General features: G+C 44.0%; 4 protein-coding genes. All 4 read left to right on the top strand.

What is annotated here, in order from left to right; translation table 11 throughout:
• Positions 1-62: 62 nt before the first annotated feature.
• The 4 genes from D0X99_RS15500 (at position 63) to D0X99_RS15485 (ending at position 14,266) form a co-directional block, all read left to right on the top strand.
• On the top strand, positions 63-1,595 hold the full coding sequence (locus tag D0X99_RS15500; RefSeq protein WP_119478762.1) for a glycosyltransferase family 39 protein: 1,533 nt from the start codon (positions 63-65) through the stop codon (positions 1,593-1,595).
• Positions 1,596-1,655: 60 nt separating this feature from the next.
• On the top strand, positions 1,656-4,448 hold the full coding sequence (locus tag D0X99_RS15495; RefSeq protein WP_119478761.1) for a formylglycine-generating enzyme family protein: 2,793 nt from the start codon (positions 1,656-1,658) through the stop codon (positions 4,446-4,448).
• Between the two features lie 566 nt (positions 4,449-5,014).
• A complete protein-coding gene (locus D0X99_RS15490) occupies positions 5,015-11,647 on the top strand; it encodes a S8 family serine peptidase (RefSeq protein WP_233553739.1) in 6,633 nt (2,210 codons plus the stop codon).
• A gap of 432 nt (positions 11,648-12,079) precedes the next feature.
• On the top strand, positions 12,080-14,266 hold the full coding sequence (locus D0X99_RS15485) for a tetratricopeptide repeat protein (RefSeq protein ID WP_119478760.1): 2,187 nt from the start codon (positions 12,080-12,082) through the stop codon (positions 14,264-14,266).
• Positions 14,267-14,410 lie beyond the last annotated feature (144 nt).

The raw sequence follows: 14,410 nt of genomic DNA, 5'->3' as shown, positions 1-14,410 counted from the left end.
AGTTTTGTTTGAAGCTTTTAAATTGAAAATCCAACGATTCACATGATTTGAGAATTGCAAAGATGAATAAATCCCGATCCCTACTTTTGCTCTTCATCCTCCTAAAGTTTGCCTTCCAATACCTTGTCGTGCATCCGGACTTTGAGCTTCAGCGGGATGAGTTTTTGCATTTGGATCAGGCCGATCACCTGGCTTGGGGGTATTTGTCTGTTCCTCCCCTGACTTCCTGGATTTCCGTGTTGATCCGGGGATTGGGTAATTCCGAGTTTTGGGTGCGTTTTTTCCCGGCACTGGTTGGAGTGCTTACCCTCTGGGTGGTTTGGGATTTGGTCAAACGATTGGGCGGTAACCTCTTCGCCCAAAGCCTCGCTGCCATTGCCTTGCTTTTCTCAGCCCTGCTTCGCCTGAATATCCTTTTTCAGCCCAATTCCATTGATATCCTGGCTTGGACTTTGGTCTTTTACACCGCTGTCCGCTTTTTCCAAACCAACTATTCCCAATGGATTTACCTGCTGGGGATTAGTTTTGCGCTTGGGTTTCTGAACAAATACTCGATCGTATTTTTGGCATTGGGACTTTTTCTGGCCTTGCTGGCTACCCCTAAACGAAGCATTTTCCTTAACAAGCACCTCTATTTTTCACTTCTGCTTGGCTTGGCCTTGGTCACTCCCAATCTGATTTGGCAATGGCAAAACGGCTTTCCGGTGATGGCGCACATGAGTTTGCTGAGCAAGTACCAACTGGTCAACAACAGCCGTTTGGGCTTTCTGAACGAGCAAATCCTGTTTTTTTACCCTTCCCTCTTTATCTGGGTTCCCGGTCTTGTCGCCTTGTTGGCTTTTCCCCGGTTTAACCAATTCCGGTTTATCTTCTGGACTTTCGGCTTCACCCTCGCTATCCTCACCTACTTCCAATCCAAAGGCTACTATGCCATCGGGCTTTACCCGGTTTTGCTGGGATTTGGAGCCGTTTGGGTTGCTGATTTTTTGGAAATAGGCTGGAAAAGGAAACTAAAGCCCCTGGCCCTGATCCTTCCTCCGGCGCTTTTTCTTCCCGCCTTGCCATTGATTCATCCCTTTTATTCACCTCAAAGAATCCAGGAAAACCCACCGGCATATTCCAAACTGGGTCTCAACCGCTGGGAAGACGGAAAAGAACACCCCATCCCTCAGGATTTTGCCGACATGCTAGGCTGGAGTGAACTGGCACACTTGGTAGACTCGGCCTATTATCTGATGCCCAAGGATGGACGGACGCTGATCATCTGCGACAATTACGGGCAGGCGGGAGCGATCAATTACTACTCCAACATCCCGGAATTGGAAGCCCTGACCATGAATGCCGATTACCTGTATTGGTTTGATCTGAGGGAAAAAGTGGATAACCTGATTCTCGTCTGGGAAAAAGACGAACAGATCACAGATCGGGAAACCGGCTTTTTTGAGGAATACCGGGAAATCGGAAAAATCACCCATCCGCTCGCCCGGGAAAAAGGTACCACTGTTCACTTCCTTCGGAAAGCAAAAGCGGATATTAATGCAGTATTGAACGAAGAAATCGCAGAGGAGAAAAAGGTGTGGGAAGGCTCCCGCTGAAATAATGATTTTCTGATTAAGAGGGACTTTTTCTAACTTGGCTTTGAACCTCAGCCTCTCATGAAACGCTCCTTATTCTTCTTTTTCTGCTTCTTTTATTTCAATTCTGAATTGGTTTTTGCCCAAAAAACAGTCTCATCAATTTCCCTTGACCCCCAAAATCAACTCCGTTCGATTCGTATCGGACAACAGGATTACCAACCCCAGGAAGCTACGCCCATTATTTCCTTTCAGGTAAATGAAGAACATTTTTCAAGCACCAACCTTTCTCCTTCTATCGATTTATTTCTAAAAGAGCTGATTCGCCCCGACGGGGAACTGGAATGGATACTCACCTTCACCAATACCTCCCAAGACACCATCCAACTGCACAATGTGCATCCTTTTTCCCTTGAAGGAACGGAAGCGCTGATCACGGGACAAGGCAAACATCCGCTTTCCCGTACCCATCTTTTCCTGCCCAATCGAATTCCGGTGAATGTGATTGTTCCGGACAATGCGTGGGAATTGGGCTATGCAGGACTTACGCTTTCGGAAGGCCAAAAGATCGCTGCCCTCACCCGGCGTGATCGCGAAAGCATCCAAAACGGCACGCGAAGACGATTCGAAACTGTCCTTTTTCCGGGAGGAAAAGTGAATTACCATCTCTATGCGGTAAGTTATTCGGGGGAATGGCAGGCGGGGTTGACACGGATTTTTCAGGAGAAAATGCTCTTCGATCTGACGGATTTTGACAATTCACTTTTTGAGAGGGAAGATCTGAAGTGGATCCGTCACAGCTATGTGATGCACTTGATGTATGCCTGGGACAAATTCTATTACGATTTGGAGAAAGGAGAATACACGCTGCAGGACTTTCTGGAGCGGGGCAAAAAGCTGTACGGTGGAGACGAAGTGATCAGCATTTGGCCAACTTGGCCGACCCTCGGACTGGATCAGCGAAACCAGTTTGACCTCTTCAAGGACCTTCCCGGAGGATTGGATGCAATGAAAAACCAGGCAGCCTTGAGCCGGGCAAAGGGGACGAAATTCTTTGTTTGCTACAATCCCTGGGACGAAAGCACCAACAGCAAAAACCATTTTGAAGGATTGTATGATCTGATACTGGCCACGGATGCAGATGGAGTCGTGCTGGATACCAAAGCAGAAGCCGGAAGGGAATTTCAGGATGCAGCGGATCGGGTCAAGCCGGGCGTGGTAATGTACAGCGAAGGGATGGCGATTCCCAAGGCCATGCCGACCATCGTTTCCGGAAGGGTGCACAATGCGCTCTACTACCCGCCCATGCTCAACCTGAACAAGCTGATCAAACCGGAATTTGCCATCTTCCGGGTAGCTGAATTATTTAAGGAAAAGATTCGAAGGGAATTCGCCACGGCCTTTTTCAACGGCTACGGCACCGAACTCAACATCATGGCTCCTGGTCAGCCGGACTGGGTAGAGGAGCAATATGCCTTTTTGGGAAAAACCAGCCGAATCCTGCGGGAAAACACCTTCAATTTCACGGCCAGAGGCTTTACTCCCTTGATTCCTACCACTACCGACAGCCTTTGGGTAAATGAATGGAAAGGCGATGAAAAAACGATTTACACCATTTACAGCATCCGTCCTCAAGGTTTCAAGGGATTGCTTTTCGAAGTGGAGCCAAAGGAAGAAACGCACTTTGTGGATCTGTGGCATCACCGACTCGTGGAACCCACCGAAAAAGAGGGCAAATGGTGGATCGAAGCGATGACCGAATCATTTCCCATCTACGAACTCGGCACCAACAATGAAGGTGCGGTCGACTGTATCGCCCAATTTCCGGTAATCCTGGAGGCTAGTTTGGACGGGGATTTTATTGAGCTGAACAGTAAAAAATCAACCGGAGAAATTCGGGTTTGGGCAGGTCATCCAGCCTATGACAAATCACCTTTGCTCCTTTCCGCCAAGCAGCAGCGAATTGGAATTACCGAGCATTTTGGGCGGTATGAGGGGGATTTTGTGATTCAGTTTTTGGAAGATGGGATTCTGATGGACGAGACGATCGTCTATCTCAAACCCGGGACTCCGAGGAGGATTTCAATCGCAGAAAAAACAACCATAGCGAAAGATACTGCCGCAGGAATGGTCCGAGTAACCGCCGGAGCCTTCGAGTTCAAAACCACAAGCGGAGATGCCTTTATTCCTTATCCCAAGCAGGAGGAAGGGAAAGTCCTTCAATTCGAGTCCTTTTGGATAGACAAACATCCCGTGACCAATGCCCAATTCGAGGCTTTTTTGAAGTCAACCAAGTATGCTCCAATAGACTCAGCAAATTTCCTGAAGCATTGGGAAAACGGTAAAATCCCGGCAGGTCAGGAGAATTTTCCGGTCGTCTATGTCAGCCTGGAAGATGCACAAGCCTATGCCCGATGGGCTGTAAAAAGATTACCGACCGAAGCCGAATGGCAGTTTGCTGCTCAGGCCGGACAAAGCGGAAAGGAATGGCCTTGGGAGCAAACTACGCCTGTGACCCGAAGGCTGGAACCTGTGACCGAAACGTTGACTTTTGTGCATCTGGAGGGAATCGACTCCACCCTGGTCAATTTAGGGAATGGGCGAATGGATGCGGTCGGTAGCTATCCCAAAGGTGCCAATCCACTGGGAATCGAGGATTTGGTCGGTTCGGTCTGGCAACTCACCCAGGATGAATACCACTCCGGAAGTCACCGCTACATCATTTTGAAAGGTGGATCCTATTTCAAGCCGTCCGGCAGTTGGTGGTATGTGCAAGGCGGTCCAAGGGAATTGACTCATCGGCAACAACTGCTCCGGGTCAGTCCCGGTTTTGAGCGAAATGCAACGGTGGGATTTCGTTGCGTGAGGGATTGAGGATCCACAGCAGACCTGCGAACAGGAGATAGGGGCTCAGAGGACGCACAGACAAGGATATTTTCCTCACAGATCACACAGATTTTCACAGATAAATGAATCTGTGTCCATCTGTGAAATCTGTGAGGGATTGTTTTTTACCAGAAAGAAAAAATCGCCAAAAAAACCACGCTGCTTTAGGCCTTTGAGTTATTTTTCAGGCCACCAAGTCATCAAATCGAATCATTTCCCCCGAGGTTCATAAAAAGGCTATTATCCTCTCAGTGAATTTAGATTCTTCAGGCATTCGAATCCTCAAAACAATCTTTAATAATTCTTGAAAAAAGGGCTTAAATCCGAACTAATTCCCTGTGTTTCTTTACATTATTCCAAGTTTTTTTTTATTCTTAGAAATTAAACACAAAAAAAATCATATCTTTTTATTCGTCTTTCGAAGAAGCTATTCTGTATTTTATTCTTTTTCTGAGAAAGAAAATTTAAGTAAACGGGCGGGATTCTGAATACTGTCAAAGTCCTTTACATTTTAAAAGTTTTTATTACCCATTTTCATTTTAAACTAACTTTCAATGCGTAAATTCTTACTATTAGGCTCTAGCCTATTATTCGCATTCTTGCTAAGTGTGAATTTTTCTTACTCCCAATCAATAACGCTTGAGCAAGGACAAAACGGCGGAATTGACAAAGACCCCATAAGCCCGATCGTTTGGGCAACGGGAAATTCCAACTCCGGAAACAGTCATTTTTTAGAGGGGCAATCCATTCCTTACCGAATGACGATATCCAGATTACGACCTGGACCTAATACGGTAGTAATCGAATGGGATACCCGAACCGGTAGCAAAAGTGCTATAGACTACATCACGAGTTTTGACCGGATTTGTGAGACAGTAATCCCCAACTCCGGAAATCCTAGCTTCTTTCCGATACCAGCACCCTCGGGCATTCCGCAACCTGTTGGAAGTTTTAGCAAACTGAAAGATTCTGAAAAAAGAATGGCTATTTATGGTGGGACGATCACTGCCATTCAATATCTAATACAAGAGAGCACTAGTTCGGCAAGTGCAATCACCCGTGTAAGTATCACTTTTAACGTAGTTGGGGCTAACGGTCCAAATAATACGGCAGTTATTGCCTGGGGTGGACACATTGCCAGTGCACAAGACTGGGGCGATGGAAATTCTGCTTCCAGCATCAGTGGATCACCTTACCATACCCGAGTAGTTTCTATCAATGGAACTTCGGTAGGAAATCAAAACCGTTCTGTACAAGCTGCCTCTGGCATAATTGACCCTAACCCGGATTGTACAATCATTGGGGCATCGGATTTATGTTCCGGCACTTCGGCATCTTATTCTGTACCTGCTGGAGCATTCTCCTATAATTGGTCAGTTACAGGAGGTGGAGTGATCCTTTCAGGTCAAGGCACAAATTCCATTCAGATTAATTGGACTACTCCGGGGACTGTTTCAGTTTATGTAGATAACACAGGAGCCTGTTTGCCAACTCAATGTAGCCTAAATGTAAATGTAAATCCTGTACCCATTATCACTGTGACAGATGCTGTCCTCTGCAGTACTGTAAGTGGGGGAAATACAGCCATAGCCAATTTGACTGATTATGCATCAGTAGATTTTGGTAATCTGATTTTCAAAAAAGGCGGAGTACAAATAACCACACCTGATTCCATCCAAGTAACAAACGGCGACATAATTGAGGTTACTTCAGAAGGTAACTGTGGTGCACCAAAGACATTTACAGTAAGTGTGAGTCCTCTTCCCACTATTACTGTGACAGATGCAATCCTCTGCAGTACTGAACCCGGAGGAAATACAGCAATTGCCAATTTGAATGACTATGCATCAGTGAATACAGGAGGATTAATCTTCAAAAAAGCAGGAGTAGAAATTGCTACTCCTGGATCCATCCAAGTGTCAGACGGCGACATTATCGAAGTCATTCCAGTGGGTGATTGCGGTACTGCGAAGACTTTTACAGTAACTGTGAGTCCTCTACCCACTATTTCAGTGACAGATGCAGTCCTCTGCAGTATTGAAAACGGAGGAAATACAGCCATAGCCAATTTAAAGGACTATGTATCAGTCGTTGGTGGGGAATTGGTTTTCACCCGTGGAGGAATCACAATTGGTACACCTGATTCAGTTTTGGTAACCAATGGAGACATAATTGAAGTTTCTACCTCTGGAAATTGCAGTGTCTCTGGTACAATTAAAGTAACAGTCAATGACCGGCAAATTTTCGGCATCTGTTCTCAGGGAAAAATGTATGAGCCAATTGGATCTGAGCTAAAAGCACTTTATGAAATATTCCGAAGAGGCCAAACTGTTCAGTCCAATGAAATCTTTTACATAGATCCCGAAAGAAATGAAGTTTTGATCGAAGTGATCTATTTCAAGGATCAATTTAGTGCTGTCAAATCTTTACTTGAAAGTCTGGGATTTGTAACTCCTACCGAGGAAGAATTGAAGCAAGACCCCAATTCCTTGATCGTTGCTGGTTTTATCCCGATTGGTAATTTGTTGGAACTGAACAATAGTGCCTATAATGAAATAATCAATTACGTACGGCCTGCCATCCCCGGGATACCCAATAAAGGGGCAACTACCTCACAAGGGGATCTGGTGATGCGATCCAACTTGGTACGTGCTGGATACATTCATTCCGAAGGAGATCAAGCTATAGACGGAACCGGCATTAAAATCGGAGTTCTTTCAGACAGCTATAAGACGCGAACGGATGCAGGAGTCAATCCTATACAAACAGACATTGACAACGGAGACGTTCCCAATGACTTGTATTTCTTCCGGGATTTGCCAGGAAGATTTGGAAAAGGAACAGACGAAGGCCGTGCCATGCTGCAGATTGTTCATGATGTAGCTCCAGGCGCACAACTTGGGTTTAGAACAGGTGTGATCACAGCGGGAGATTTCGCACAGGGAATCCGCGACCTTGCGTTAGCAGGAAGTGACATCATTGTAGATGATATTACCTACATCACGGAGCCATTCTTTAGTGATGGAAAAGTCGCAAAAGCAGTCAATGAAGTTGCCGCAAAAGGAGTTTCCTATTTTACTGCTGCTGGAAATTTTGGTAATAAATCCTTCGAAGGAGTATTTAATCCGGTTCAAGACCCATCAATAAGTTTACCGTTGAAGTTTGGCGAATGGACTGATGGTGGACGGGTCCATCAGTTCAGCGATGGAAAAACCACACAATCCATTAAAGTTTTTCCAGGAAAAGATGGTCCTGCAGTCTATATGATCGCACTTCAATGGGATGATCCGCTCTATTCCATTGATCAGGTAGGTAGTGAATACGATCTGGACATCTACCTTAAGGATTATGGGGTGCCGCTTTTCGGATTTAACAGAAACAACTCAAATGGGGATCCGCTTGAAATTCTATCCTTCACTGTCACAGAAGAAACAACTATCAATCTGGTAATTGCCAGAGAATGTGGAACCTGCTCAGATCTGGATTCCAACAAAGGAATCAAATTTAAATATGTGGTATTCCGTGGAGAACTTGACCCCAACGATCAAAACGGCATCAACTCTTCTACTGTTGTAGGACACGCAAATGCCGAAGGAGCAATGACCGTAGGAGCTGTTCTATATGCTAACACCTCAGCTTTTGGATTTGATCCTGCCTTAGTTCCTGCTGGAACCGATCCTTTCACCGTAGCGACCTTCTCCTCAAGAGGGGGAACTATGACGAATGGTGATGTTCGTACCAAGCCGGATTTCACCGGTCCAAATGGGGTAAATACCACGGTAGATCTGTTTGCCCCCGAGTTGGAAGGGGATGATTTTCCAAACTTTTATGGTACATCTGCCGCAGCGCCGCATGTAGCTGCAGTTGCAGCATTAATTAAACAGGCACGACTCAAATACTATCCTACGACCAGTCCAGAAGGTTGGCAGAGCGAAGTAGGGGTAAGTTTGCCTGCAGACATCCGCAGGGTATTGAAGACAAGCGCTGAAGATATGCATGACCCTGGTGATGATTTCAAATCCGGTTCAGGACTTGTCCGGGCTGATCAGGCTTTACTTCAGCTTGCTGCACCAAAACCTGGAAATCTTGAACTGGTTTATGGCGCAGGCATCACTCCAGGGGATACCGAATTTACTCTGGTTATCAAAGGAACCAACCTATATGAAGGTTCCGAGGTACTTCTCAGGGATGAACCGGTCACCTCAACCTATAAGGAAGACGAGGAGGGTGTCGGATATTTGGAAGTAACAATTCCAGCCTTTGAAGGAAATCCTGGTGTCACTGTGGTAAATGATCCTATTTCCGAAACAGGCAAAGATGGAGGAACTGCAGGCCCTGCCTATTTCTTTGATCCGACCAAAAAGACTATCGCCATTCGCGCAGATGATCAGACCAAAAAGTATGGTCAAGTCTTTGATCCATTCACTGCGAGTATTTATGAACGCCAGGATAATGCTTGGGTAAAAAGCACACTAATGCTCGAGGACGTTGGGCTTACCTTGAATCCTGTGGATGAAAACAGTCCTTTGGTTCCTTTGACACTTTCAAGTACAGTCACTGGTTCATCAGCAGAAGTGGGAAATTATGTGATCACTGCTTCACATCCACAAACAGATGTAGCTTTCTCCGACTTCTTCAATTATGTAGGAGTGGTTCAAGGAGACGGCACTTTCCTCTATGATGGACTGAATAATGCTCTAGGAAACTATGGACCGGGTATCCTTAAAGTGGAACCCCTACCTATCACCATCAAACCGGTGGATTTGACTGGAGAATCCTCTTTGAAGTATGGGGAATCCATCAGCGAAAACTTGAAGTATGAAGTCATCATTCCTCAGGAATTCATCGAATCGGATGGAAAACAGCTAATCTCAGACTTGGATAAGCTTAAAAATGAAATCCTGGCAGATTACTTACAGCAACTTGAACTTGCCAAACAAACAGATGACACCACGCTTCCGTTGGGAATTTTCAACGGAAAGACGATTATCAATAAGGCAAGTCTCAACAACAAAAGCTTCATGGTGAGTGCCAAAACCATGATCAATGCCAGAACCATGGTCAATTCTAGGACTATAATAAATAGCAGACCAATCATCAATTCCGCATTTGACGTTCCTGCCAGCTCGTTTGCTGATTATTTGGAGAGCCAAGAGAACCAGGAACTCAAGCCTGTATCGATCAACGGCAGAACCATGATCAATGCCAGAACCATGATCAATGCGCGAACAATAGTGAATGGAAGAACCATTATCAATGGAAGAACCATTATCAATGCCCGCACGATGATCAATGGCAGGACCATTATCAACTCGAGAACAATCATCAACAGTACCGAAGGAGGCAGTGTAAACGAGGACAATACCCTGGTAATTTTTGGTGAAAAAGATCTCGAATTGGCAACTGAAGGAGAAAATCAATCAATTGGAAAGTTCTATGATTTCGGCGAAGAAGTAGGGGAAAATGACGAGTCCTTTAACCTCGAATTCTTCGCGATTAACATGGTCACAGGAACAGATGTTGGCAACCATTTCATCATTCCGGGAACTTATGAATCCAGAAACTTCAAGGCCACTTATTTGCCTGCCGAATTGTCCATCATTCCAGCTGAACTGACAGCAACTACTTCAGCCAATCCAGGTGAAATCACATTTGGTGATGCCACACCTGAATTTGCCACTGCAATTGCCGGGTTTGGATTGAGTACATCTTTCAAGGATGAAACTGGTAACCCAATAACTTTGAAGGACACTGTGGAATCTGTGGTGAGTTCCATCACTTATTCACTTCTAAAAGGAAGTACTTCAACCCCTGTGAGTGTACGAATACCGGGAGGTTCTTACCAGGTTGATCCTATAATCACCTTGGTCTCACCTTCAAACTACGAGGTAACTACCATCAACCGGGGCAATCTTATTGTGAAACAAGCAACTCCGACTGTCACCATAACGGTACCGGCTAGCCCAATCGAATTTACCGGAGAGCCAATTGCTGCCACTGCAACTGCCTTTGGAATAGGCGAACCTGCAGAATTGCTTGCTGCTGACCTGATCACATTTAGTTATGTAGGAACCGGAAAAACAAGTTATGGTCCAACTGCTTCAGCACCGATTTGGCCGGGAACATATAGTGTAACCGCAAAATTTGTGGGTAATGAAAATTACCTAGAGGCAACTTCAGAACCTGCTTCCATAACTATCGTGGGATGTATCAATGAAGCTCCGATAATAGGAAGTTCTGAAACTGCCAAGGGCAGTGGAAACACAAGCAATCCGGCTGTTATCAAAAAACCGATAAATACTACAGCTGGTGATCTTTTGATTGTTGGTTTAATGTTTGAAAAAGGTCAATCCCCTGCTGTGACACCACCTCAAGGCTGGAAAGAGATTCGACGAACTAACCAGCTCAATCAGGTTGCTATGATCACCTTCTATAAGGTCGCGACTGCCAGTGAACCTGCAACTTATGGATTCAGAATCAGTCAAAGTCCAAAATGGACAATGGGTATTTCGAGAATTAGTGGTGCAGATGTAACACACAAAGACGGGCCGATAGTTTCCCATAGCGGCGCATCGGGCTCATCTGCCATGGTAGCTACCGCACCATCCCTTACTACCGTAGACTGCAATACCCTAGTGATGGCATTCTTCACCAACAAGCAGAATGCAACTTGGACACCACCTTCAGGATTCACTGAGGTTTATGACGACCCAAATAATCAGCAAGGGCTTACCTCTAATATGATGGCCTTCACTATCCAAAATGATCCAGGACCAACAGGTAATCTTAGTGCTACCGCTAGTGCAGGAGAAAGCTGGGCTGCACAGGCTATTGCCATTAGACCTAAGGCAAAAACTTTGGCAAACCTAAGAACCGTGCCTTCTGAAAATCTTGAAATAAATTCTGCTACGTTTGGTGAAGAGGAATTGGGAGAAATTAAAGCATATCCTAACCCTGTGATAAACAGACTTAACATTACTCTGGAAGGACATTTGGATGTTGCACCTACTGAATCAACTTTGATCTTGTCTGATGCTTTAGGTAGAAATCTCCCTTGGAAAGGAACCTGGCATCAAGGCGAAAGCCGAATTGAATTGGATTTCTCTCAGTTGAATACCGGAATCTATTTCATCAGTATTCAAACCAGGGATGGAATTAAGACCATCAGAGTAATGAAGAAATACTAACGACTTCTTCAATCCTTAGAAAAAGAATGGACTAAACTCCATTCTTTTTTTTTGTCCTTACGGTTAATTCAAAGGCTTGGGAAAAATTAAAACTCAAAAAAATGGTAAGCTCATAATGTCAAATCCGAAGGCTGGACAAGACTGGGCTAAAAGAAAATTAATGGTAGAATTTGTTAAATTTGATCAATACCCTAATAAGAATTATTAGTTTTTGTTGGGCTTTGGCAGATGTCTGAATAAATGTTGATCTTGGATTCGGACAAAAAAAGATTGATAGCTCCGTGAAACACAGAAAAAATAAAATGCAAATCCAGTTATTTCATAATAAACCCTAGGCAATATTGATTATCCTTGAATCCATTCCTTTTTTTAGCAAGGCAAAAAAGAGCACGGTAGTGTTAAAAAAATAAAACCAAGCAGACTTTATCAGATATGAATTTTTTAAGACAATTACTCTTGTTGATTTTACTGGCTTCTTTTTTTTCAACGAAAGGTCTGGCTCAGATCTCCAGAACTGACAGCCTTTTGAATGACCTAGAGAAACTGGAAAAAGACAGTACCAAAGTATCACGCTATTTGGATTTAGGCCTTGAGTACCTTGGTTCTGATGTAAAGAAGGCACTTTTTTATTTTGATGAAGCAATCAAATTAGGAGAAGAAATAGAATACAGCCCCGGACTGGCTAAAGCTCATAATGCAAAAGGAAGAGCATTTGCCCAACAAGGTCAATTTCAGGATGCGATTCTAAGTTTTCAAGAGGCACTTAAATTATTTCAGGAGACCAACAATAAAACAGGAGAAGCAAATATTCTTAGTAATCTTGGCTCCATTTACTACATGCTGGGAAATAGCTCAAAAGCTTTAGAGCTCCACTTTGAGTCTTTGAAGATCTCGGAGGAACTGGATAACAAATTAAGAATTGGCACTTCCTTAAATAATATTGGAACGGTCTATCTCAAAAATAGAAACACGTTCAAGGAAGCTCTTTCATTCTTCAAAAAATCCCTGGCAGTATTTGAGGGCATAGCTGAAAAGCAGGGAATGGCGACGGCATCCATGAATATTGGGGAAGTTTATTTCATTGAATCCAAGTACGATTCCTCCATTTATTACCATGAAATTGCATTAAAATTATCGGAAGGGACAGTCGACGCAACCTTTCCCCTCACCCAACTAGGAGAAATCAATGCTTCCTTGGGCAATTTCCAAAAAGCATATAATTACCATACGCAGGCAATAGAACTGGCAGAAAAACAGGATGCAAAGTTTGAGCTGACTCAAAGCCTAATCGGACTGGCAAAAACCCAAAAAAAACAGCGGGTTTTTGAGAATGCAATCAGCACCTTGGAGCGGGCAAGGTTACTCGCCATTGAAACTGAGGCCAAAAATGAGTTATTGGACATTTATCAAAATCTTGCAGAGATCAACGCGCTAAGCGGTAATTACAAAGCTGCCTATGAGAGTGAAATCAATTCAAAAAATGTAAAGGAAGAAATCGAAAAATCCAGCACGGAACAAATGATCCAGCAGCTTCAATTCGAATTTGAATTGAACAAAAAGGAAGCTGAAATTGAATTGCTTCAAAAAGACACTGAGTTAAAAAATGCCGCCGTTTTCAATCAACGACTTATCATTTTTGCTTCCTTTTCAGGCTTGTTCATTTTCATATTAATCAGCATTTACCTCTTCCGCAACAACCTAAGTAAGCAAAAGGCAAATCAGATTCTTCAAGAACAAAAGGAAGAAATTAATGCCCAACGGGAGAAAGTGGAACTCGCGTTGGATCAATTAAAATCAACCCAGGCTCAATTGATCCAATCCGAAAAAATGGCCAGTCTCGGTGAACTCACAGCCGGAATTGCCCATGAAATAAAAAACCCGTTGAACTTCGTAAAAAACTTTTCAGAAGTCTCCATCGAGTTACTCGATGAAATGAAGCAAGAACTTGCAGAAGGGAACCTACTCGGTGCCAAGGACATCAGTGAGGATATTAAAATAAACTTGGAAAAAATCAACCAGCACGGCAGAAGAGCTGATTCAATAGTCCAAGGCATGCTGGAACACAGCCGTTCCAGTGTAGGTGACAAGGTAGATACTGACATCAACAATCTGGTTGAAGAATTTCTTCGACTGTCTTACCACGGGATACAAGCTAAAAACAAAGACTTCAATGCAATTTTTACGACTGAATTTGATCCTCATTTGCCAAAAGTTGAAGTAGTATCTCAAGACATTGGAAGAGTAGTGTTGAACCTAATCAACAATGCATTCTATGCAGTAAATGAAAGGAGTAAAAAAGGCGAAAAATCATACCAACCAACAGTTTCCGTATCGACAGCACTGTATTCCAGTGAGGTAAAAGAGGGAGACACAGGTAAAGGTAAAACCGCAGTACCTGATAGCATAAAAATCACGGTCAAGGATAATGGTTTAGGTATACCAGAGTCGATCAGAGAAAAAATCTTCCAGCCATTCTTTACCACAAAACCTACCGGACAGGGAACTGGATTGGGACTTAGCTTGGCATATGATATTGTGAAAGCTCACGGTGGGGTGATTGAGGTAAATTCAGAGGAAAACAAGGGAACTTCCTTCTCTGTCATCCTTCCTCTGGCTTAAGGATCTGCTTTTAATTTCAAAAGCAACGTTTGAATAGACCGAAATCTTGACAGGCTTAAAAATCCTTCGGTTACATCATGTGCAGTTGCCACTGCAATGGCATACAGTTACTCATCATTTGGAAAATTCAGCATAATTGGATTA

Origin of the sequence: Algoriphagus lacus (assembly GCF_003583985.1) — a bacterium.
Classification (GTDB): domain Bacteria; phylum Bacteroidota; class Bacteroidia; order Cytophagales; family Cyclobacteriaceae; genus Algoriphagus; species Algoriphagus lacus.
This window is presented reverse-complemented; position numbering and strand designations above follow the sequence as displayed.

Bases quoted from the DNA above. Each gene is read 5' to 3' on its own strand.
- D0X99_RS15495 (WP_119478761.1), top strand. From the start codon at position 1,656: ATGAAACGCTCCTTATTCTTCTTTTTCTGCTTCTTTTATTTCAATTCT.
- D0X99_RS15490 (WP_233553739.1), top strand. From the start codon at position 5,015: ATGCGTAAATTCTTACTATTAGGCTCTAGCCTATTATTCGCATTCTTG.
- D0X99_RS15485 (WP_119478760.1), top strand. From the start codon at position 12,080: ATGAATTTTTTAAGACAATTACTCTTGTTGATTTTACTGGCTTCTTTT.
- D0X99_RS15500 (WP_119478762.1), top strand. From the start codon at position 63: ATGAATAAATCCCGATCCCTACTTTTGCTCTTCATCCTCCTAAAGTTT.